The 22,376-nt window shown below is 60.4% G+C and carries 17 protein-coding genes; 9 read left to right on the forward strand and 8 right to left on the reverse strand.

The genetic code is table 11. The features are described 5' to 3' along the window. Window positions 1-105: 105 nt before the first annotated feature. The 5 genes from BLW03_RS10285 (at window position 106) to BLW03_RS10305 (ending at window position 5,603) form a co-directional block, all read left to right on the forward strand. Window positions 106-1,143, forward strand: a complete 1,038-nt coding sequence (locus tag BLW03_RS10285) for a sugar phosphate isomerase/epimerase family protein (protein ID WP_074653831.1) — start codon at window positions 106-108, stop codon at window positions 1,141-1,143. Window positions 1,144-1,431: 288 nt separating this feature from the next. Continuing rightward, window positions 1,432-2,577 carry a Gfo/Idh/MocA family protein gene (locus BLW03_RS10290; protein ID WP_170835013.1) on the forward strand — a complete coding sequence of 382 codons (1,146 nt, stop codon included), beginning with the start codon at window positions 1,432-1,434 and terminating at the stop codon, window positions 2,575-2,577. Between the two features lie 28 nt (window positions 2,578-2,605). Then, on the forward strand, window positions 2,606-3,532 hold the full coding sequence (locus BLW03_RS10295; RefSeq protein WP_074653833.1) for a 3-keto-disaccharide hydrolase: 927 nt from the start codon (window positions 2,606-2,608) through the stop codon (window positions 3,530-3,532). Window positions 3,533-3,625: 93 nt separating this feature from the next. Then, the gene (locus tag BLW03_RS10300) at window positions 3,626-4,507 is read left to right on the forward strand and encodes a 3-keto-disaccharide hydrolase (RefSeq protein ID WP_074653835.1); all 882 of its coding nucleotides are present in this window, start codon (window positions 3,626-3,628) and stop codon (window positions 4,505-4,507) included. A 43-nt stretch (window positions 4,508-4,550) separates the two neighbouring features. Continuing rightward, window positions 4,551-5,603, forward strand: coding sequence for an aldose epimerase family protein (locus BLW03_RS10305; protein ID WP_074653836.1), 1,053 nt, complete (start codon window positions 4,551-4,553; stop codon window positions 5,601-5,603). Between the two features lie 89 nt (window positions 5,604-5,692). Here the strand turns inward: BLW03_RS10305 and BLW03_RS10310 are convergent, their stop codons facing one another. The 4 genes from BLW03_RS10310 to BLW03_RS10325 all read right to left on the reverse strand — a co-directional run bounded on the left by BLW03_RS10310 (window position 5,693) and on the right by BLW03_RS10325 (window position 12,106). Then, window positions 5,693-6,256 carry a helix-hairpin-helix domain-containing protein gene (locus tag BLW03_RS10310; protein WP_083350454.1) on the reverse strand — a complete coding sequence of 188 codons (564 nt, stop codon included), beginning with the start codon at window positions 6,254-6,256 and terminating at the stop codon, window positions 5,693-5,695. A 182-nt stretch (window positions 6,257-6,438) separates the two neighbouring features. After that, window positions 6,439-7,503: a LacI family DNA-binding transcriptional regulator gene (locus BLW03_RS10315; protein WP_074653840.1), complete on the reverse strand. Its 1,065-nt coding sequence runs from the start codon at window positions 7,501-7,503 to the stop codon at window positions 6,439-6,441. Window positions 7,504-7,767: 264 nt separating this feature from the next. Next, window positions 7,768-9,186, reverse strand: coding sequence for a rhamnulokinase (locus BLW03_RS10320; protein ID WP_074653841.1), 1,419 nt, complete (start codon window positions 9,184-9,186; stop codon window positions 7,768-7,770). 709 nt (window positions 9,187-9,895) lie between these two features. Further along, window positions 9,896-12,106 carry a bifunctional rhamnulose-1-phosphate aldolase/short-chain dehydrogenase gene (locus BLW03_RS10325; protein ID WP_074653843.1) on the reverse strand — a complete coding sequence of 737 codons (2,211 nt, stop codon included), beginning with the start codon at window positions 12,104-12,106 and terminating at the stop codon, window positions 9,896-9,898. Between the two features lie 310 nt (window positions 12,107-12,416). On the opposite strand from BLW03_RS10325, the gene BLW03_RS10330 reads away from it, so the two are divergent. From BLW03_RS10330 to BLW03_RS10345, 4 genes are all read left to right on the forward strand, one after another. Further along, window positions 12,417-13,271: a fumarylacetoacetate hydrolase family protein gene (locus BLW03_RS10330; protein WP_074653844.1), complete on the forward strand. Its 855-nt coding sequence runs from the start codon at window positions 12,417-12,419 to the stop codon at window positions 13,269-13,271. A gap of 14 nt (window positions 13,272-13,285) precedes the next feature. Next, a complete protein-coding gene (locus BLW03_RS10335) occupies window positions 13,286-13,468 on the forward strand; it encodes a hypothetical protein (RefSeq protein ID WP_074653846.1) in 183 nt (60 codons plus the stop codon). A gap of 360 nt (window positions 13,469-13,828) precedes the next feature. Further along, on the forward strand, window positions 13,829-15,424 hold the full coding sequence (locus BLW03_RS10340) for a trypsin-like serine peptidase (RefSeq protein ID WP_212733174.1): 1,596 nt from the start codon (window positions 13,829-13,831) through the stop codon (window positions 15,422-15,424). Window positions 15,425-15,465: 41 nt separating this feature from the next. Further along, window positions 15,466-15,879 (forward strand): hypothetical protein, encoded by a 414-nt coding sequence (locus BLW03_RS10345; RefSeq protein WP_074653849.1) that lies wholly within the window; start codon window positions 15,466-15,468, stop codon window positions 15,877-15,879. A gap of 240 nt (window positions 15,880-16,119) precedes the next feature. Here BLW03_RS10345 and BLW03_RS10350 read toward each other — a convergent pair whose 3' ends face one another. From BLW03_RS10350 to BLW03_RS10365, 4 genes are all read right to left on the reverse strand, one after another. After that, window positions 16,120-18,606, reverse strand: coding sequence for a TonB-dependent receptor (locus tag BLW03_RS10350; RefSeq protein ID WP_139285169.1), 2,487 nt, complete (start codon window positions 18,604-18,606; stop codon window positions 16,120-16,122). A gap of 687 nt (window positions 18,607-19,293) precedes the next feature. Then, a complete protein-coding gene (locus tag BLW03_RS10355) occupies window positions 19,294-20,256 on the reverse strand; it encodes a 3-keto-disaccharide hydrolase (RefSeq protein WP_074653852.1) in 963 nt (320 codons plus the stop codon). Window positions 20,257-20,339: 83 nt separating this feature from the next. Further along, complete coding sequence (locus BLW03_RS21045; RefSeq protein ID WP_074653854.1) at window positions 20,340-20,432, reverse strand: DUF3738 domain-containing protein; 93 nt, start codon at window positions 20,430-20,432, stop codon at window positions 20,340-20,342. Window positions 20,433-20,533: 101 nt separating this feature from the next. Continuing rightward, window positions 20,534-22,246, reverse strand: a complete 1,713-nt coding sequence (locus BLW03_RS10365) for an EAL domain-containing protein (protein WP_074653856.1) — start codon at window positions 22,244-22,246, stop codon at window positions 20,534-20,536. Window positions 22,247-22,376 lie beyond the last annotated feature (130 nt).

Here is a 22,376-nt window from a genome sequence, read left to right on the forward strand (position 1 = left end):
TTGGTTTCGTAGTTTCTGGTTTCTTGTTGCGCTGTCAAACGACGCGCAATAACTAGCAACAAGAAACGGGAAACAAGAAGCTCGCAACACCACTCGAGGGACACCATGGCAACCACACACACCAAGCCCCGCCTTCACAATGCGATGTGGCCGGGCATCGTCGGCAAAGGTCCGGACACGCCCGAGCCATTCATCGATCTCGACACCATGCTCGACCTGACCGCTGCCGCGGAAGTCGATGGCGTGAAGTTCGATGGCGTCGATCTCTTCATGTCCGCGCCGCACACCTCGATTGACTCCACCGACGACGACCTGAAGGTGCTCGCCGAAAAGCTCGCAGCACGCAACCTCGTCTGCGGCTCGTTCGTTGCACCGGTGTGGGCGCCCCTCGGCGGTGGCTCTGCCATGGGCGGCGAGATGGAAGTCCGCAGATTTCTGGAGCAGGTGCGCAAGGCCTCGGTCATCGGCCGCAAGATGACCGCGCTTGGCGTGCGTCCGTCTGGTGTCATTCGTATCGACTCGGCAGTCGGTCCGGACGAATGGTACAAAGACCCCAAGGCAGGCACGGCAAAGATCGCGAAGACCTTCCGCGAAGCTGGCGAGATCGCCGCCGGTGAAGGTCAGCGACTAGCCGCAGAGGGAGAAATCTGTTGGGCCGGCATGCATGGCTGGGACCACATGGTTCACCTGCTGGAAGCAGTGAATATGCCGAACGTTGTTGGCTTCCAGGCGGACATGGCACACACCATGCTCTACACACTCGGCTATAACTCGCCCGAGAGCCGCCTTGCAAAAGAGACGGACAAGGCCCAGATCTTCGAAGCACTCAAGAAGGTGACAAACGCTCTGCGTCCGTGGACCTTCGACTTCCATGTTGCGCAGAATGATGGCACCGTGAAGGGCCAGGGCTCACACGATAAGACGGGTCGCCACTGCGCTGCGGACGATCCCAACGGACTGATGAACATTGTGGAAGTCGCCGGCCTGTGGATGCGCGACGAGAAGGGTGAACCCACCCGCAAGTTCGAGCACATCTGCTGGGACGGCTGCATGTTCAGCAATGAGACCATGACCAGCCCGCAGACGTGGAACAAGATCCTCGCAACCATGATCGAAGTCCGCAACGCGCACGGCTGGAATTAAGTAAGTCGACTTAGTAGGTCGTCAGGCTGGAAAGAGCCGAGTTGGTTCGTCGAATCGAGATGCTGCCACGTCGGCAGATCCGAATGGCAACAAAGGGTTATTGATCGGAAGGGCACAGCTTCAGCTGTGCCGACAACCGAAAGAATCGCGAAACGGCTTTAGCCACTGAGGTTAGTTCGCCATCTGACCCCAGCCGCAAGAGCCAGAAGCAATATCGGCACGGCTAAGGCCATGCCCTTTCGAATCGCAGTCTCCACAAGGAGATCGGTTCCCAGGAGAGATCAGATCGTGTCCAAGAAAGAACTCAACATCGGCCTGGTTGGTTACGGCTTTATGGGCCGCACCCACTCCAACGCCTTCCGCCAGGCGCCGCAATTCTTTGAGCTGCCCTACAAGCCCGTCATGAAAGCCGTCTCCGCGCGCAACGCGGACAAGGCGCAGAAGTTCGCGGACAACTGGGGATGGGAGACCGTCGAGACCGATTGGAAGAAGCTGATCGAGCGCGACGACATCGACCTGATCGACATTGCCAGCCCCAATGACACGCACGCCGAGATTGCCATCGCCGCTGCGAAGGCCGGCAAGATGGTCATGTGCGAAAAGCCACTGGGCCGCACCGCCGAAGAAGCGAAGAAGATGGTCGACGCCGTGGAAGACGCCGGTGTGGCCAACATGGTCTGGTACAACTACCGCCGCGTGCCCGCGGTCACCATGCTGAAGGACCTGATCGACGAAGGTCGCTTCGGCCGCATCTTCCACTACCGTTCCCAGTTCCTGCAGGACTGGACCATCTCGACCGAGCTGCCCGTGGGCGGTGAAGGCCTGTGGCGTCTTGATGCTGCGATATCGGGTTCGGGAGTAACGGGTGATCTGCTGGCGCACAACATCGACATGGCGCTATGGCTCAACGGTCCCATTGTCGAAGTCAGCGCGGCGACTGAGACTTTTATCAAGGAGCGCAAGGACACCGCGACCGGCGAGAAGAAGACCATCACCATCGACGATGCCAGCGCCTTCATTGGCCGGTTTGAGAATGGCTCGCTCGCACTCTTTGAAGCGACGCGTTACGCCCGTGGACACAAGGCTCTCTTCACGCTGGAGATCAACGGCGAGAAGGCCTCCGCATCCTGGGATCTGCATGACCTGCATCACCTGCAGTACTTCGACTACAAGACCGAAGGCAAGCTGCGCGGGTGGACTGACATCCACATGACCGACGGCGACCACCCCTACATGAAGAACTGGTGGGTGCCCGGCCTGCAGATCGGCTACGAGCACACCTTCATTCACCAGGTAGCCGACTTCCTTACGGGTCTCGGCACCGGCACACCCGCGGCACCCAGCTTCCGCGACGGACTCGCAACGGAGTATGTCACCGACGCCGTGCTGAAGTCGGCACAGACGAAGAAGTGGGAACCGGTCGCAACGGCATAGCAACACGATATTTCTGGAGGCACGCACGATGTTCCGCAAGAACCGCATCACCTTCGCACTCTCCGCTGCCCTGCTCGCGACCTCTGCCGCCGCAGTGGCACAGGCGCCGCCCGCCGCGGCCGCTCCCAACCCGTTGCAGGCTGGCTTCCAGCGCATTGGCACGCCGCCGCCAATGAACAATTTCGCGGACAACACTGGCTTCACACCGCTCTTCGACGGCACGTTGAAGGGTTGGAGCTACGACGCAAATCTATGGAACATTGCGGATGGCTCCATTCACCTCACCGCGACGTGCGAGAAGCCTACGGGCACCGTCTATGCCGTATCGACCGCCGGTGAGTTCGGCGACTTCGTTCTGAAGTATGAGATGAAGGGCACCGGCAACATCAACGGCGGCATGCAGTTTCGCAGCTACGTTACATCGGACTCCAATGTGACGGGCGGCCCCAAGATGGTGCCGGCACCGCGTCCTGCGATGCCTCCCCGGCCGCCATCTGCAGCAGGAGCCGCGGCAACACCGCGTCCGCCGCGCCCCGCAGCATGCGCCAGTCCCGGCACAGCCCCAAGCAAGGAATCCCAGGCCAAGTGGGACATGGCCGGCCCGCAGGCTGACTTCGACGAGGCGAATCACTACAGCGGCATGTTTTATGAGCAGAGCGGTCGCGCCGTCATTGCAACACCGGGCTACAGCATGTACGCCGACGCAACGGGGAGCTGGGCCCTGGCGCAGATCGCGGACAAGGCAACACATGACTCCTGGTTCCACAAGGATGACTGGAACCAGTTCGTCGTCGTCGCCATCGGTCACTCGGTATCGATCTACATGAACAATCACCTTGTCACCCAGATCGTCGATACTGACCCGAAGTACTTCCGCAGCGCCGGCAAGATCGGCGTTGAGTCCGAGTCACTCGGCGATCTGTGGGTTCGCAACATCTCGATCAAGAAGCTGTAGCGACTTCGTGCACCGAATGGATCGACATGGATAGGATGGGCCGGGCCAAAGTTGGTTCGGCCCATCGTCTGTAACTCGCACGGGAGAAGCATCATGATCCGCAACCCACGCAAGATGATCTTCGCTGCAGCGATGGCTGCGGCAACAACACTCGCAACGTCCGCGCAGCAACCGACGCCCACAGGTGCCCCTCGCACGGGCGGCGGGGGCTTCGGCTTCACCCATCCGGCAATGGTGGACTGGAACGACCACACAGGCTGGACGCCGATCTTCGATGGCAAGACACTCAACGGATGGAACTACATTCCGGACCACTGGAAGGTTGAAGACGGCGCGATCGTCGGTTACTCCAGCGATGCCGATCCGGCAGGCACGACGAACATCATCTGGCGCGGCGGTACGCCCGCGAACTTCCGCATCCGCTTCGAGTTCAAGCTGGAGGGCGCAGCAGCTAACGGCGGCTTCCAGTACCGCGGCAGGAACGAGCCGCTGCCCGCGCGCACCATGGATCCCGCTCGCCTGGCAGCCATGACGCCTGAGATGAAGGAGCGTATGGCCAAAGCGCAGGAGTTGAACAGGAAGAATGAGAAGTGGGCCATGGTGGGCTATCAAGCCGACTTCGATGCGGCCAATCGCTATACCGGTCAGCTCTACGATGCAGGCAGCACCCGCGGCATCGTGGCATGGCGCGGCGATGCGGTGGAAGCAGGCGACGGCAAAGTCACGAAGCTGGCCAGCCTGGGCGACTCTGAAGCGATGAAGTCCTTCATCAAGCCACTCGGCGAATGGAACCAGATGGAAGTCATCGCTGATGGCAACGTGATGACGCACCTCCTCAACGGCCACGTCATGTCCGTCACGGTCGACACAGACCCGAGGCGTTTTGCCGCGAAGGGTGTCATTGCCTTTGAGCTTGAGGGAACCGGCGATGTGAAGATCAGCCACCGCAACATCTACCTGAAGGCGCTCCCGTAAACCTCCGAAGCCCTGCAGCGATAAGGAAAGCTAGACTCAACGCATGCCAAAGACGACCTACCTGAACCGCAAAGCATTCTGCATCGAGAATGACGATCTCCGCGTCACCGTCTCTGTTGAAGGCGGCCACATCGCCGAAGTTTTCAGCAAAGCTGCGGGTGTAAATCCGCTGTGGACGCCACACTGGACAAGTAGCGAGCCGAGCGAGTTTGGACCCGCGCAGGCAGCGCTCTTCGGCAACGGCGTAGAAGCCAGGCTGCTCTGCGGCATACTCGGCCAAAACCTTTGTCTCGACCTCTTCGGAGGCCCCAGCGAGGCAGAAGCCGCCGCTGGCATGACCGCCCACGGAGAAGGCTCGGTGCTGCCGTACGAGATCACGGAATACGGCAATTCCCTGCACTGCCGCCTTCACATGCCGCTGGCACAGCTGGATTTCGAGCGGACCATCACGCTGCACGGCGCGGATGTTCAAGTACACGAGAAGGTGACCAACCTTACGGCAATGGAGCGACCACTGGCATGGACGCAACACGTCACTCTGAGCCCTCCCTTCCTCGATCCAGCGACCACGCAGTTCCGCATGAACGCAGATCGTGGCATGGTCATCGAAGCCGATCTTGGTGAGGCACCATACCTCGAGGCGGGCAAGAAGTTCGCGTACCCCCATGCTCCGATGGCTGACGGCAAGGGCACACAAAATCTGCAGAGCATGAAGCCGGACGCCCCGGCCAGCAGCTACACGGCTCTGCGCATGATCCCGACCGCCAGGGCCGTAGGGTGGACGGCATGGTCGCCTGCGTGGAACCTGGCATTCTCGTATGTCTGGCAGCCCGCGGACTTCCCATGGCTCGGCATCTGGGAAGAAAATCGCAGCCGGTCGTTCTCCCCATGGAACAACGCCGGCGTGGCGCGCGGTATGGAGTTCGGGACATCGCCCTTCCCCGAGTCGCGACGCGCGATGGTCGAACGCGGACGCCTGCTGGACACGCCCACCTTCAAGTGGCTCCCTGCCCGCGGCAAGCTCACAGCGACGTACTGGATCCGCACGGCCGTAACGGAGAGCATTCCGGAGACGGTCCCGCTCCCGTCACACTGACGCCTCTCCATGCCCGTCAGCATAGACGCAAGACAAAGCGGATGCATCGAAATGCATCCGCTTCGTTGACTCGTTGACTCGTTGACTCGCTACGAGAAGAGCAGATCGTCCTTCTTCGCGTCGAACTTCTTCGCATCGACATTCGGCACCTTCTTCAGGTCGTCGATGGTCTTGTAGTCGCCGTTCTTTTCGCGATAGCTCACCACGGCCTTTGCCTCGTCGTCGGTCAGGCCCAGATCGGTAGTGAGCTGCGCGGCAGTCTCCTTGTTGACGACGATCTTCGCGTGCGCATCCGCAGCGCCGGCAGCCGGTGCAGCCGGCGGCGAATCGAGGCCGAAGTTCTTCGTCACATAGTCCAGGATCAGGCCGAAATCGTCATCGGTACCCGTCGCGCCATAGCCGACCATCTTCGTGATCGTGGCGGTCCATCCGTCGCGATCCTTGTGCTGGCCGGTGACATTGCTGATGGCGTGGCACTTGGTGCAGGTGGCCAGCGTGACGTCGCGGCCAGGGCCGGGCGGCAGCTCCGGGTGCGCATCCTGCGCATAGGCTGCGGGAGCAGCTGCGGCGACCGCGCTACCTGCCGAAACACCCCAGACCAGCATGGGGAGACCAATCGTAAGAGAAGCCAGAAGCTGTTTTGCGTGTCTCATGTGCTCTTTCGTCACCCGTGGTGTGCGCCTGTCGAATAAGACCCTGGAGAGCGGCGGTAGTTGCTGCACCCTGAGGTCGAACGAAGGCTGCGATTCCGGCCGCTGCAGCGTAGCACTCTGCCTGTGCGCACGGTCAAAACCACGCGTCGGCGGAAGCGGCGTCCGTACCAAAGTATATCGTGTCAGGTTCGCTTTTTTGCTCGGGGCCGTGCGGTATGCGACCCTGCGGAAACTGGCTCACTCGACGATTCACGCACCACAAGTGTCGCTGGAAGACGTACCGTTTCCAGGGGTGCCGCGTCACTTTTACCCCGGATGCGCCGCAGCAGAACCTGCACTGCGCGCGACCCGATCTCGAACGCCGGTTGCACCACCGTGGTGATGCCGGGCCGGAAGAATTCCTCGCCATTCAGCTCATCGAAGCAGACGACGGCAACGTCACGCGGCGTCTCAAGCCCAAGGGCATACAAACTCTTCAACATGTGCAGGCCGGTGACACCGTTGGTGGCGAACACGGCCGTAGGACGATCGCGACCGCCCAGCATGCCTTCCTGGCAGACACGCGCAATCTCTGCCGGCTGGAAGCCCGCCTGCCACACCAGCCGCTCGCGAACCTGCAGACCATGGTGCTGCATTGCAGTGCGATACCCGCGAAGCCGTGCCTGCTCATTGCGCAGGGTCAGCGGACCGGTCACAACGGCAATCTCGCGATGACCGCGCTCAACCAGATGCGACACGGCCATTGCCGCAGCCCGTGGATCATCCACGCACACTGAATCCACTGCAAGTCCTTCGGGCAGCCGATCAAGACACACCAGCGGCGCCTGTGCCGTCACAGAAGCGGCACTCTCTTTCGTCCAGCCGTGGCCGCCGGCAGCGACCAGCAGCGTGCCTTCGCTGCGTTGCGAGCGAAGGAGTTCCAGCATGGCGGCCTCGCGGCTCTGGTCGTTCTCACTGTCGAGAACCATCAGGTAGTAGCCGGCCTCACGTGCCGCCGACTCCGCACCGCGAATGATCTTGGGGAAGAACGGAACGGTGATGTCCGGCACGACAATGCCCAGTGTCTGCGTGCGATTCGTGCGAAGGCTGCGTGCGATCAGGTTCGGCTGATAGTTCAAGGTGCGGATTGCCGTCAGCACCTTCTGCCGCGCGGCATCGCTCACGCCCGGTACGCCGTTCACAACATTCGACACCGTACCCGCAGAGACGCCGGCGAGTTTCGCGAGTTCTTTCTGGGTTGGTGCCATGGTGCAGATGATTGTAGCGGCAAGCAGCAGTAAACCCGCAACTCACCCCTTTCCATCCTGCGCCTGAGGCAGGTAAGAGGAACAGGGTGCCCCATTCTTTGCGAAGCAAAGGGCGGGCTATCGCGCGCAGCGCGACCCTCCGCGTCTATTGCGTTTAGCGTTGGCGATGGTTCGCCGTTTCTGCGAATGCCCACCTTATGCGAGGAAGCGGCGAAAGAATGGGCATCCGATCCTGTGGCGATCGCGGTTCAATCCCAATCAACCCTAGAATGCCGAGCGCAGCGCTCCGGCCCACTCCGCAATCGTCTCGGCATCGGCGCTGCTCTCCACCGCCGCCATCTGCACGGCGAAGTTGCCGAGCGTCGATGACTCCGTCGCACCGCACACCACTTCAAGTCCGGTGGCCTTTGCAGTCAGCCGGTTCAAGACCTCGTTGCGGCTGCCGCCACCCACGATGTACAGCTTCTTGAGCCGCTTTCCCGTGATATCCGCAATCGCACCCAGCACCTGAGCATAACGCGCGGCCAGGCTGTGAAGGATCAACGCGGTCATCGCGGGAGCATCTTCCGGCTTTGTTGAGAGCTCTCCGAAGCCACGCTCCAGCAACTGGCGGTTGATGCGATTGGGCATGTCGCCCGGCAGCAGAAGATCCGGGTCATCCACATCGAGCAGATGATGGGGCGTATGCTGCGCATCGGCCAGCGGCAACAGCTCTTCGAAGCTCCAATCCTTGCCCGCCGCTCGCCACACATCCAGGCAGCCGCGCAGCAGCCACATGCCGTTGACGTTCTTGTGGAAGAGGATGCGGCCGCCCGCGCCGCCAAAGTTCGTCAGGTTCTCTTCGCGCGCCGGCTGCGTGTTGATCGCTTCCGTCAGCAACGTACCCACCAGCGACCACGTACCGCTGCTGATATAAGCCCAGTCGTCCGCAGCGTCGGGAATACCAGCGATGGCTGATGCCGTGTCATGGCAGCACGGCGCAACAAGTTGCGTATCTGCGAAGGCCGGCAGCTTCGCAAGCTCGCCCGTTACCTTACCAACAATGGAACCCGGCAGCACCAGCGGCGCGGCCATTTCAGGATCAAGCTCCAGCCGCTCGAAGATGCCTGTCGCCCACGTTCCCGTATGCATATCGATCAGCTGCGTGTGCGTGGCGTTCGTATACTCACTGACGCGGCGACCGCCGAGGCGTTCCAGGATGTATTCCGGCAGATTCAGCCAAGGCGCCTGCGGCCGTCCTGCGAGCTTGTCCGCATAGAGCTGGTAGAGCGTGTTGATCCGCATGATGCCGATGGCGGTCAGTACGCGCATCTGCGCGGCAGGGATGATCTCGTGCACACGCTCTTCGCTGGTGATGTTGCGCACATCGCGATAGCAGTACGGATCTTCAATAGCCTTGCCGCTCTCGTCCAGGCGAGCGTAATCGACAGCCCAGCCATCCACGGCGATGGAGCGAATGCCCTCGGTCGCAATCTCCGCACACTTGTGCAGACCTTCCGTCAGGCCGGCTTCGATGCTGACGATGGGCCAGCGAAGACCATTCTCTGTCTCCGCGGCGTTGTTCAGAAAGCGATACACCAGCGTGCAATGCGGGCCAGTGGGCAACCAGCGCAGCAGCGAGACGCGGCAGCTCTCCGCACCCAGATCGATGGCTACCAGCGCGCGTGTGTCAGTCGGTGTCAAAGCTTGTTTCTCCCTCGTTGATGCAGGCTGGTGTTCAGCCTTCGATTCTGTAAGTCTGGAACTCACAGCCAGCCTTTGATTCGGTCCCGATCTCTGGAACCGATGTTTCGCTATGGTCCTGTAAATCTCAGCCTTCGATTCTGCAAGTCTCAAATCAAGATCAGGAGCTTTCGGAGGTACATGGCTTCAGCCATGTACCTCACCGCACCCGCCAGAATTCCGGCCTTAGCCTCTGAGAAATTTCCTCTCGAACTGCATGGCAAAAGATGTGCCTCTCCGGAAGACCAACCCTATGCGCCTGACGACGGCCGGCTAAGTGAAGATGCCGGTTGATCGGAAGGGCACAGCTTCAGCTGTGCCGATAAAGCGTCACCTCTGGCTTGCGGCTTTAGCCGCTGAGGTCAGCTCTCTTCTCAGCAATCGAGAAAGCTGACCCCAGGGTCTAAAGCCCAGTTGTTACCGAACAGGTTTGGCCCAGCTAAAGCTGTGCCCTTCCTCTCCGTCTGACTTCGTGCACACTCTCTATCTGGCTTCGTACAAGCTCTCTATCTGCGTTCATGCAAGTTCAGGGAAAAGGCCGATCGCATCGATCAATCCCGCTCTTACGACTCACCGGCATAACAAACCGCAGTGAGGACTCTTGCGCCGTCATGAATCAACGATGGGCGCAGCTTGCGCCGCGCCCATCGCCGAATGGTTAACCGGCAACCTACCGGAGATACGCCTCGGGCAAACCACCGTCCACCGGGATCAGATGGCCGCTGGTGACCGGCGCCTTCGGTCCACCGATAAACAGGATGGCCTCCGCGTTGTCTTTCGGATCGATGGGAATGTGCGTCAGCGTGCGCTTCGCGTAGAAGTGCGCCAGCTTGTTGCGCAGCTCGTCGTCCGTCTCGCTCTCTTCGAATGCCAGGTTGTACTTGCTCAGCGAAGCCTTCACGCGGTCGCGCGGGAACATCGTCGAACCCTTGACCACGGTCGCCGGGCTGATGCCGTTGACACGCACATCGGGCGAGAAGGTGATGGCAAGTTCGCGCACCAGGTGGCTGAGCGCCGCCTTCGAGATGTCGTATACCTCGGTGCCCTTCTTGGGCACAACGGCGTTCGCAGAACTCGTCAGCACAATGGACGAACCAGGCAACGCCTGAGCGGCGAAGATCTTGTTCGCTTCATCGCTCAGGAGCCAGTTGGCCGTCACGTTGATCTCAAGCGTGGTGCCCCACTGTGCGTCGCTGATCTCGCCGGTTGGCGACGTCGGGAAGATGGCAGCCGTGTTGATCAGGATGTCGAGACCACCAAAGGCCGCAACACACTTATCAAGAGCAGCCTTGATCTTCTCGCGGCTACGGATGTCGATGGAAGTGCCGACCGCGCACTCCTTGCCACCGATCGCCTGCGCCTCGGCGACAACACCATCGATCGCGGCCTGGTTGAGATCGGCGACCACGATGTGCGCGCCGCGGTGGGCAGCCAGCAGGACGGTCTCACGACCGATGCCAGAGGCTCCACCGACGACCATGACGATGCGGCGGCTCAGCTCCTTCTCAGGCGGCTGACGCTGAATCTTGGCCTCTTCAAGAGCCCAGTACTCAATGCGGAATGCTTCGGATGGCGGCAATGCAACGTAGTTCTCTTCTGTCGCGAATGCTGAGGTCGGAGCAGCGGGACCAGCCTGCGGCAGCTCTGCCGGGCAGGTGCCTTCGCCGAGCTGGCCGGCGCCATTCATCACGTGGATCGCGTTCGTGTAGAACTCGCCCGTGATGCGGCTCTCTGCCTTGTTCTTGCCGAACGAGAACATGCCGACGCCGGGGATTAGAACGACGGTCGGGTTTGCATCGCGCATCTTCGGCGAAGCCGGTAGTGCGTGGTTGCCGTAGTAGGTCGCGTACTCCTCGCGATAGGTTTTGAGCGAGGACGTGATCGCCGCCTTCAGCGCTGAGACATCGGTCTTCGGATCCCACTCGACATACATGGGGCGAATCTTGGTACGGATGAAATGATCCGGGCAGCTGGTGCCCAGGTGCGCCAGCTTCTTCGCATACTGGGAGTTCACGAACTCGAGCACGTCCTCGTGATCGCTGAAGGTGCCTATCAGGCGCTGCTTCTGCGACACGCCGCCGCGAATAACGGGCATCAGTTGTGCTGCCAGCGTCTCGCGCTCCGCGTGGTTCGTATGTTTCACACCACCGAAGGCAGGCAGAGCCTTCTTCAGGTTGTGCGCTTCAATGAATTGACCGATCTGGTCGATGATGGTGACGGTGTTCAGGTAGCTCTCGCGCTGCGTCTCGCCCCACGTGAAGAGGCCGTGGCCGCCGAGGACGATGCCATCGCAACCGGGGTTCGCTGCCACTGCGCGCTGCAACATCATGCCGAGCTCAAAACCGGGACGCTGCCACGGAACCCAGACAATCTTGTGTCCGAACTCCTTGTTGAATTGCTCCATCTTCTCCAGGCCATTGGCCGAGGCAGCCAAAGCAATGCCCCAGTCCGGGTGGAGGTGGTCGACGTGAGGGAAGGGCAGGTAGCCGTGCAGCGGCGTGTCGATCGAGGCAGCCGTCGGGTTGTTGTTGAACGTGCAGAGAGGGTACATGGCGACCATCTCGTCTTCGTTCTCAACACCGCGGTAACGCTTGGTCAGCGACAGCACCTTGTCGAGGTACAGCGTCGCAAAACCACTGCGCTTGATAGAACCCAGATCGCCGCCCGAACCTTTGACCCACAGCACCTTGACGGTCTCGCCGGTGAGGGGATCGATCTCGTCGAGCTTGGAGGAGGTGTTGCCGCCGCCGAAGTTGGTCAGACGCAGGTCCGAACCCAGCAGGTTCGAGCGGTAACGGAGCAGCTCCGGAGCGTCCAGCTTGGAGGCGACAGCGTCGTCCCAGCGATCTTCCAGAAACTTGAGCTTTGCAGTGCTTGCCATGGAATCCCTTCTGAATTGGAGCCAGCCGGCGCGAAGACTTGCCGAGCGGGTCGGGTTTTGCCTCGGGTACGGTTCGCCGGAATTATTGCATAGCAACCATGCGTCTGGCCGCGCCGCGGGACGAAATTATGAGACGTCTCATTCTAAGCGCAAAACCGCCGCTGTGGCTCCCCGCAACAAACACTTAATTGTTTGTTCGCGACAGGTCGCTTAGCAACGGAAAAGTCGCGCCCAGAGCGGACGCGCGGCCCCCCTGGCGCGCTACAGTGGTGACGAGATTGATCTGCCAGATTCAGGGAGGATTTCAACTGTGAAACTGTTTCGATATGGACCAACAGGCGGGGAGCGACCCGGTTTAGTGGCTGCCGACGGCACTCTCCGCGACCTGTCCGGCATCGTGCCGGACATCGCCGGCGCCACCCTCCTGCCGGAGTCGCTGGCAATGATCGCCGCTCTGGATCACAAGGCCCTGCCTGCCGCCCCGGAAGGCACGCGCATCGGCGCGTGTGTCGGCGGTGTGGGCAAGGTGATCTGCATCGGCCTGAACTATGCCGACCATGCCGCAGAGGCTGGTGCGTCCGTGCCGGTGGAGCCCATCGTCTTTATGAAGGCCACCTCCGCACTCTGCGGCCCGAACGACGGCATCATCATCCCGAAGAACTCCCAGAAGACCGACTGGGAGGTGGAACTGGCCGTAGTCATCGGTCGCGAAGCGCGCTACGTGGATGAGGCCAGTGCCATGGACCACGTGGCAGGCTATTGCGTGACCAATGACGTCTCCGAGCGTGCCTTCCAGATGGAGGGTACGGGCCAGTGGGTCAAGGGTAAGAGCGCGGACAGCTTCGGCCCGATCGGACCATGGATGGTCACGAAGGACGAGGTGCCTGACCCGCAGAATCTGCGACTGTGGCTGGAAGTCGATGGCCACCGCTATCAGGACGGATCCACGAAGACGATGGTCTTCGGCGTCGCCTATCTCGTCGCCTATCTCAGCAAGTTCATGACGCTGCAGCCCGGCGATATCATCAGCACCGGCACACCGCCGGGTGTAGGCCTGGGCCAGAAGCCACCTGTCTACCTGAAGCCCGGGCAGGTCGTCCGCCTCGGCATCGATGGTCTCGGCGAGCAGACGCAGAAGGTTGTCGCCTACGAAAGCACTCTCTAACAGGAGCCACGCCGATGCCCTATCGTCTCGACGGCAAGACCGCAGTCATCACCGGAGCGGCACAGGCATCGGCCGCGCCTCCGCACTTCTCTTTGCTGAAGCAGGCGCAACCGTCTGGGCCACCGACCGCAATCCAGCGACGAGTCACGCTTCGCGACCGCACGTGCGTTCTCATCAACGGTGGTATGAGCCTATGAGCGAATCAGAATAAGCTTGACACGCTCAAGCACCCCTCCCTAAGCTCGTCGACACACGATCAGGATCGGTTGGGACATCAGATTCCACCGCTCGGAACGTGCCTTTTACGGCCCTTGCTGAAAGCCACAGGCTTCCCTCACCGAGGCATGCTCCGGCTTTCAGCAAGGGCTAAATGAAGAAGCGCATGCTGCGCGGACCTCAATGGTTGTTGTATCCCCGGCGGGGTAAAAATAATGCTGGTCGTCTTTCAGATACCTCTGGCAGATTTGCGGGCGTTTCGAGCTACGTCGTCGCGACGAGATCGGCCACACTGGCCGACACCAGATGCAGGCGTTGAGTTCATCCGTTTCTTCGGCCCGGTGCGCGAGCGCAGAACGGGTAAACGAACGCCACTGGCATGGGCGGATGAGATGTACTTCGTCGATGCCTCACGCGCTCTTCGTGTTCAACCGTTTCCACACACTCAAAAGCGATGGACCTGCGCGTTTCGCCGTATCCTCAGCGATGGCGGAGCAGTCGTCCGCTTTGAGATCGGCTTTCATATTCCGCCAAGCAGCGTTGACCCGCCAACTCCGCTGCTTGAGACCATCGGCAAGATCCTTGACCTGCCCTGTACGGTTCGCGGTGAGAAGACCGCGATCAAGCTTCTCCTTGTGGGGAAGAGGCTCGCCACGCTCTACGCGAAGTCAACGGCACCTCGCGGAACAGAACTTAGAGGTGACGAGGTTGTCGCGGGACAGCCGACTGTTCTTGTCCAATTAGACGATCTTGATCGACCGGGCATGCCAAGGTTTGTCGACTTCGATAGCGACCATCTTGCCTTCCTAAAGACCACGCGGAATGGCATCCCGATGAATGTGTGGATGACTAATTCAGGTTTCGGTGATCCTCGGAACACTCGCGCCGCCCTGTTGCGCCTGAGTGCGGAACATCAATCGTTGAAGTACGTTCTTCGGGATATCACCAGCGGCAACGTTGTGCTGGAGGGCGAAACCCCGCAAACAGCGGCACTACAGACATACCTGAACAATGCGAGCCGCACACTCAGTAAGGAGAGCCGCTTCGGCATTGACCAGACTGCCCTCATCGGACTCACGCAAAAATACGAAACGCTATGCGGTGGCGCGGAACTCCAGATGTTACGAAATAACCTCGACCAGATCCGTCCGCAGATCAGGACGAAAGTAATGGTTCTGGTGAACGCTGCCAACAGCAATCAAGCGCCGTTGAATTCCAACGGTCCCGAGTTCCAGTGGCAGGGAGGCTTTGACCAAGTTGAACTGCAGGCATTCTTACGGAGTCCACGGCCCCTCATCAACGTAGCGTGGATGGCCGACGTAACGGCTCGACTTTGCCCGGCGGTGTGCCGAATTGATTTCCCTGCGATCGGTCGGAAAGCCACTGGCTTTCTTGTCGCGAAAGACCTCATCCTGACGAACTGGCATGTGATCGAAGAGTTTCCCGGCGACCCACGCGACGCAAACCTGGCCGGCATGGAACTCTGCTTCACACAAAGCTCGCAGCCCACCCGCGTCTTCAAGCTTGTAAGGAACAGCCCGGGACAGGCTCTTATCAAGGGCAGCGCCGTCGCCCAACAGGATTACGTTCTGCTGCGGGTCAGCGAGGACGTGGCTGCCGTGCTGGGCGTGACGCCCTTCGGCTGCAAGGCAAACTCTCAGCCAGTGGTTCGCCAGCCGATCCACATGATCCAGCACCCGGGTGGCGGTGCCTTGCAGATCTCAGTGGATGAGGACGGCGTGACAGGCATCTACCCGGATTCCGGCAAGGTTCAATACATCTCGACGGCCCATGCGGGCTCCAGCGGATCGCCCTGTATCGATGGCAACAAAGACCTGGTAGCAATCCATCATGCGGAGGTTCAGCGTGCATTCGGCGCAATCCGCGAAGGCATTTTATTGAGTTCGATCTTCCCGGATATCTCGCCGTATTTGTAGTCGAAGGTTTCGGCATAAGCAAGTTCAAGGAGAGTTCTCACATGGCCCGAAGGATCAACACAGTCTCATTGCAGGCAGCCGGCGGCGGTGGCGAAAAGCCGGATGATTACACCGACCGAATGGTTAAGTTCATCCCGGCGGACGTGGTGGCTGCCTGGATCGCCGTGACATCTGCCATCCGATCCGCGGCGAACCCGCCCAGTGTGCGAATGCTCTGGATCATCTTTGCGATTGGTGCGGTCTTCGCCGCATTGTGGACCTGGCGCAAAGCCTCAGAGCCCGGTAAACCTCCGCCCTATATTCAGACAGTTGTATCGACCGTCGCCTTCTTCGTCTGGGCCTACGCAACGGGCGGTGTCTTACCGCAGTGGCCAGGCAGTCTGTACCAGCCGCTGAACGCCACGCTTCTGCTTGTTGGCTTCTCGTTGCTGAGCGGCCTGATCACCAAACCCTAGGGCAGGGGCAGCTCCGTCTGTCGTATTGACTTCCTATCCCTCCGATCAGATCGGGTACCCCATTCTTTGCGAAGCAATGGTGGGGTATAGCGCTGAGCACGACTTGTGAAGATCGCCTCAGAGATCGGAAGGCCACACGCAGCGAGAACGATCGTGCCCTGCGCGAAGACCCCACCATTTCGCACATAGCCGTGAAAATGGGACATCCCATCACAACACGTGAGTTCTGCGCCTGCTGAATTAGAACGCGAATTGCAGCGAGCTTGCGATCGTTCGCGGTGCGCCGAAGTGAGCAGTGTTTGCGCTTGCGTTTGTGCCGGTGATGTCGCCGGCCGCAATGGTGGAGTAGTAATGCGTGTTCGATAAGTTGTTCGTCGTGAAGCGTAGCGTCGCCAGCTTATCGAAAAATACTCGCGAATATCGGAAGCCCAGGTTATAGACGTCGTAACCCGGCGTGCTGTGAAGGTTCTCGTCATCCTGCGGGCGTCGCCCGACGAACTGCCAGTCACCTGTGATCACAAGTGCCTTCACATGCGGCACGCGATATTCGCTGTACAGGTTTGACTTATAGCCTGGAATACCAACGAAGCGTTTGCCGTTGGTCGCGGCGATGCCCGTGTCATTCAGGCGCGCATTCAGTGCGGTAAATCCACCATTGATCAAAATTCGATGGAAGAGCGTTCCCTGACCGGAGAGCTCCGCGCCATAGTTCACCTGCTTACCGATGATCTGGTAAACATTCTGCGTCGAGTTCAGCGCAACCGTCTCCGCGAAGGGACGTTGCAGGCGGAAGAGTGAAGCGGTAAAGGTCACCGGCTTCATCGCCGACTTGAAGCCTGTCTCCCACTCCTTGCTGCGGTACGGTGCGAGTGCCTGTCCGGAATTGACCAGCGTTGCATTCACTGGCGCGATGTCGCCCTGCTGCAGGCTGCTGGCATAGGTTGCATAAACCGTTGTGCCGGAAGTCGGCTTATACAGAACACTTGCTGATGGGCTGATACCGTTCTTGTTCGACCCACCAGTGCGCGCCGTTGCCGTGTAGTTGTCCACGCCGATCCAGTCCTGGCTTGTAGCGACGCGAAATCCGAAGCCCCTTGGCAGCATGACAAAGTCACCGAGATTGAAGCCCTGCTGATGCACGACCGCGGACTGGTAAAGGCCCTTGTTCTGCGGCAGTCCGGCAGCGGGCGGAGCATAGAGCACCGGCGCACCCATGCTTGCCTTCCCCAGCACCAGGCTTGCCGCGGCAGGTGCCGTGTAGGCGTACTGGTTAAAACGATAGCCCTCGCTGGCCGCAACGATGTCCTGATGGATCTTCCACTTATTCAAAACGCCGGTGATATAGCCCAGATCACTCTCAACACCAAAGCGTGGAGCAAAGCCGGAAGCGAGTGACGTGGAGTAACTGCCAGTGTTGTTCGTCAGCGTGTTGACCGGGGTATCGATGAAGCGATCGAGCCGCTGTGCCGTGCCGCCCATCATGGCGTGCCAGTTGGGTGAGACGTCATGCAGCAGACGCGTACTCGCGCTTTGTGTTGTCAGGTTCACACCGGCATACGGCTGACCATAGCCAGGGCGTGTGGGATCCGGCGCATCGGGCAACAGCAGCGTGCGCTTCGGCCGCTGCGCGGTCGATGTTGTATCGGTCGGGTCCGCGCCATAACTGAACCAGCCGGGGTAGCCGCGCTGCACCACGTCGTACGCGCTGTAGTGCGCGTCCAGCGTCGTGCGATTGGTGATGCGAAGGTCGGGTGCGAACTCTGCAAGACGGCGGCGCAGGCGGCTTTTATCGACAAACGCGGTGCCATCGCCGAAGAGCAGATTTGTGCGGTAGCCAAAGATCTTGTGCGGTCCAAGGCGTCCGCCCGCGTCGACATACACGGTGCCGATGGAACTGCTGTCCTGTTCGAGATAGAGGTTGGTGGTGCGGCTCTCCGTGGGGCGCTTCAGCACAAAGTCGAACATGCCCGAGGGATTCGCCGGACCGTAGAGGGCGGCGCCAAGACCGCTCTGCACCTGCAGCTCCTGATACTGCTCCATGGGGTTCGCGCCTGTCACGGCCATTGCCATACCGTCGATGCGCGTGTTCTGCGCTATGCTGCCCTGCACGCCACGCGTTGCGGGTCGCAGAATCTCGCTTCCCTGCTGCTCCGTGAACGTGACGAGTGGAAGGAAGGTGAAGGCGTCGCGCAGGCTCTTGACCTGCGTGTTCTGGATGAGATCCGCAGGCATAACAGCGATGGTGAACGGCTGATCCACGATAGGCGCACTCCCCAGCACGCCCTGCTCCACGTTGGCAACGTTGTAGCCATTGGCCGCAGTGCCGGAGATGCCCGCCGTAACCGTGACAGAGGTATTCCCACCCTCAAGCGCAAGCGACACATCCATTGCGGCGCTTCGTCCGTTCGGACCGACAACGACCTGCGTTGTCGATGCCGCAAAGCCAGCCTTTGTCACCACCAGCGTATAGCTGCCCGGCGTTACACCGGGAAGGGTGTACTGCCCCGCATCATCGGTCATGGTGCGAAAGGATGTACGCGCCGCATTCGAGAGCGTCACGCCAGCACCGCTGACCGCGGAGTGATCGGTTGCTCGAACCGTACCGGCTACCTGCGCGGTCTGGGCTGCAGCGGCACACGATGCCAGGAGAACAGCGGCAACTGCAAGCGAAGCTTTGCCGCAGCCTGCGGGGCGCAGGCGGGAGGCATACATCAAAGTTTGAAACATGGATTTCCTTATCTGGTTCGCCTGGTCCGAGTGAAGCGTGGCCAGATCTTTCGAGAGAATGCAGAGAGACACGCGCGCTGTCCGCGTCAGACGGAGGCCCCAAGGGTTTGTGCGACATTCACCAGCGGCTTCTACGAATTTATACAAATTGAACCGTAATTCATGAAAACGCGACGCAGGCGGTTCAAGATGGCGTCACCTTCGCTTTGAGTCACTGAGACTTATTCGTCGAGGAAAGCTTTCGAGCCACCACGTCATCGTGACGTAGTGGCTGCGGACCGTGAATCGTCGGAGGCGTGGCCACTACTCAGCCTGGCGTTCTTGATTTTCGGTGTCAGTCACCGCGGCTGCGCGCGGTGGCCATAGGAGCAGCCTTCGGATTCTCCAATTCGACGGCGGTCGATCTCATCGTGGAAGAGGGCCCGGCGAGACGAGAGACATCGCGGCTATTTCTACGGCAATTGCTCTGTGCTCTGAACTTCACCCCCGGAGACACTCTTCACGGGGAGGTTCACCGTAATCTGTCGCAGACACATTCCGAAAAGCGGCGTTTCGGAAACTGGCAGGAGATCAGGAACGAGAAGTCGCTCTGTCGCCAGTGGTCGGCTTCCATAGAGCAGCGCTTTCCGACTACGGCTGCTGGCTGCCAGCCATGACACGCCGGCAGCCAGACGCCTCAGGACAGACTTACTTCTTTGGAACCGAGATGGTGATGTTGCGGTACTGGATGACGCCGTGATGATCGCCCTGCAGGAAGAATGGTCCGGGCTCGGCCTCGTTGCTATCCAGAGCACCACCCGTCGGGCCGGGGATCTCGACGTTGTCGTGATACACCTTGCCGTCGCGCAGCACAGTGACGTGGCGTCCGACGAAGGTGACGTCAAAGGTCGTCCACTTACCAAGACCCAGTTCGGAACCTGCGGGCGGCGGGTAGTGGCTGTAGATCGCGCCCATCTCATGGGTTGGCAGCTTGCCACCTTCCGTGCCGACCTGTAGCTCGTAGCGGCCGCGCAGATAGATGCCGCTGTTGCCGCCTTCCGGGCAGTTCACTTCGATGTGCAGTTTGAAGTCCTGGAACTTTTCCGTGGTCTTGATGTTCGCGGCGCCGGGTCCCCGCTTGCCGGGTGTTTCGGGATTGTCATTGACCAGCTCGCCATTGCGGGCGATCCACTTGTTGTTCTCGACATTGCCAATCGGCTCCCAGCCGTTGAGATCCTTGCCGTCGAAGATCGGCCTTGGCTTGGTCCACGCCTTCGGCATCGGCCGATCCAGCGAAGGTGCCTTCGCACCGGCAATGGTCAGGCCGTCAGCCGCGTCGCCACGCTTTTCGATGCCCGTGAGCTTTCCGGCGACCGGGGTGGTGAGCTCCCAGACGGTTGCCGGCCCCGTGCCTTCTCCCAGGTCCACGATCAGCTTGCCCGACTCCACGTGGGCGCCTGCGATGGGGTGCCATGCGCCGCCGCGCGGCTGGACGCGGCCTTCCACCTTGCCGCCGTTCTCTGTCAGCTCAAGCCACTGTGGATAGGGTTTGCCGGTGGCGGGGGTGGAGGTCAGATCCCAACGACCGAGGAATGCTTTGGTGTCTTGCGCGGTGACGGTCGAGACAAACGCGGCGGCCAGGAGCGATGCGAACACGATCTTATTTTTCACGCGTTGAGTGTACCGGTTTTACCCCACGCTGGACGAGTGCGGGATCGTGAAGAATTCACTCAACAGGATGGACGCCGCTGGCACTAGTTCTCTGAGGGCCGCTCGACGTGGTCGATGACAATCACTTCGATCAAGCTCTTGCCGGGTACGAGTCGGAGTCCGGTCTGCTCTTGCAACGCGGCGAAGAAGAATCGACACCTTCCGGGATAAGGCGACTCAATCGGAGAAAGCGTATCACGCGGATTTCGGGCTTGCCTTGCCGATCGGAAGATCCTGCTCAGGCGATCTCCTGTGCTGCGGACTCATCCTCACCCACTACTTCGCTGAGGCTCTGGAGGGTCTGTCCAAGGAGGATGCCCTTCGCAAGCGTTTCATGGTCTTCCGTCGCACTCTGACTACTGGCTTCGTTGGCAGCCTGCTCCTGCAATTTGCGATCATTGATGTCTTCCACGCTGCCGTACCAACGGGTGATCTCACCGTTGTCTGCGAAGCGCGCGGTTCCTCTGGAACGCATCCAGCGCCAGCCACCCTCCACGCCCTCAATTCGATACTCCACATCGATGGGTTTGCCGGTCTGGAGCGCGTGTTTCATCGCTCGGATGGTCGGCTCCAGATCCAGAGTGTTGAGAGCTTCGAGCCAATGAAGATTGCGTGTGCGGTCCTTGCCGAGCGGTGTGGTCTGCACCCAGCGCGAGCTGACCTGCAGGTCATTGCCTTCACTGTCCATCACCCATGGAACTTCGGGATTGACCTCAAAGGATGGCGCCTGCGAGGTCGCTCCGCGATGCCGCGCCTCGTCGACACGCCTGTGTTCCGTTACATCCAGCAAGGAGACGGAGATGCCAATGACTTCATCGGCCTCGTCCCATGCAGGCTGGTAGGAGGCGATGAGCTCCCGGTTGATCTCGCCGGGCATCAGGTTTGGGATATGCACTTCAACCCCTGAGATTGCTTCGCCCTGCAGTGCGCGCCTTAGATAAGGTTCCGAGAGCAGGAACCATTCCGGAAACATCTCGCGCACGGTGCGTCCCAGGTGAGACTTGAGGTCGATGCCGTTCATCTCCGCGAGACGGCGGTTCAGGTTCACGTATCGGAAGTTCCTGTCGAGAAAACACAGACCAACCGGAGCGCCGTCATAGACGGCCTGCAACTGCGCCAGGCGCAGCGTGGGCAGCGCCTCCAGGCTGGAACTCGCCCAGTCGTTGCCGGGAGTCGTGAGGCCTGGCAGTGGCGTGATGGGCGGGGCAGTGATCGTTCTGGGGATCGCCTCCGCTGCTTCCGCCTTCCCATAGCGCCAGCCCTGGGCCAGTTCGCAGCCGAGCCAGATGAGCATGTCCGCCTGCTCTTCCGTCTCGACACCTTCTGCGACGGTCTCCAGTCCCAGGCTCTGGCCCAGGCCAACAATGGCTGCCACAATCTTCCGGCAGTTGCGGTCGGTGGTCATCTCCCGCACGAAGCTCTGATCGATCTTGATCTCGTCGAAGTGCATCGACTGCAGATGTCGCAGGCTCGAATAGCCCGTGCCGAAGTCATCCAGGGCGAGTCTGCAACCCATGGTTTTCAGGTCTGCGGCCACGGTTTGCGCCTGCTTCAAATCGCGGTGGAGGGCGCTCTCCGTGATCTCCACGACCAATCGCGATAACGGGAAACGGGTCTCTTCCGTATCGCGCAGGATCTGCGCTGGCAGATTTTCATCCTGCATCTGAATGGGCGAGACGTTCACGGCGAGCGTCAGATCGTCCGGCAGCAGATGCGCCGCCAGGAAAGCCTTGCGGAAGATCTGATGGGTCAGTTCGCCAATGAGGCCATTTGCCTCAGCAAGCGCAATAAAGTTGCTGGGCAAGGTCAGACCGTGTTCCGGATGATGCCAGCGGGCAAGCACCTCGAAGCCCCTGAGTCGTCCGGTGCGCAGCTCTACAACCGGTTGGAAGAACGGGACAAGCTGGTCTTTTTCCAGCGCAAGGCGAACGTCTGGCAACTCAATCAGCATGCTCGTACCATCCGTTCCGACTGACGCCTATGCTCGCTAGCATACACACAGCAGGTTTTCCATTTGATGGGCAGCATGCAATGGAATGCTGTGAGGAACCGAAAGAGACCTCGAGTGAAACAGTCATTCG

The sequence above is a fragment of the Terriglobus roseus genome (genome assembly GCF_900105625.1).
Taxonomy (GTDB): domain Bacteria; phylum Acidobacteriota; class Terriglobia; order Terriglobales; family Acidobacteriaceae; genus Terriglobus; species Terriglobus roseus_B.

What these genes read in the sequence shown, in the direction of transcription:
- BLW03_RS10285 (WP_074653831.1), top strand. Translation starts at nt 106, where the DNA reads ATGGCAACCACACACACCAAGCCCCGCCTTCACAATGCGATGTGGCCG.
- BLW03_RS10295 (WP_074653833.1), top strand. Translation starts at nt 2,606, where the DNA reads ATGTTCCGCAAGAACCGCATCACCTTCGCACTCTCCGCTGCCCTGCTC.
- BLW03_RS10300 (WP_074653835.1), top strand. Translation starts at nt 3,626, where the DNA reads ATGATCCGCAACCCACGCAAGATGATCTTCGCTGCAGCGATGGCTGCG.
- BLW03_RS10305 (WP_074653836.1), top strand. Translation starts at nt 4,551, where the DNA reads ATGCCAAAGACGACCTACCTGAACCGCAAAGCATTCTGCATCGAGAAT.
- BLW03_RS10310 (WP_083350454.1), bottom strand. Translation starts at nt 6,256, where the DNA reads ATGAGACACGCAAAACAGCTTCTGGCTTCTCTTACGATTGGTCTCCCC.
- BLW03_RS10315 (WP_074653840.1), bottom strand. Translation starts at nt 7,503, where the DNA reads ATGGCACCAACCCAGAAAGAACTCGCGAAACTCGCCGGCGTCTCTGCG.
- BLW03_RS10325 (WP_074653843.1), bottom strand. Translation starts at nt 12,106, where the DNA reads ATGGCAAGCACTGCAAAGCTCAAGTTTCTGGAAGATCGCTGGGACGAC.
- BLW03_RS10335 (WP_074653846.1), top strand. Translation starts at nt 13,286, where the DNA reads ATGCCCTATCGTCTCGACGGCAAGACCGCAGTCATCACCGGAGCGGCA.
- BLW03_RS10345 (WP_074653849.1), top strand. Translation starts at nt 15,466, where the DNA reads ATGGCCCGAAGGATCAACACAGTCTCATTGCAGGCAGCCGGCGGCGGT.
- BLW03_RS10350 (WP_139285169.1), bottom strand. Translation starts at nt 18,606, where the DNA reads ATGTTTCAAACTTTGATGTATGCCTCCCGCCTGCGCCCCGCAGGCTGC.
- BLW03_RS10365 (WP_074653856.1), bottom strand. Translation starts at nt 22,246, where the DNA reads ATGCTGATTGAGTTGCCAGACGTTCGCCTTGCGCTGGAAAAAGACCAG.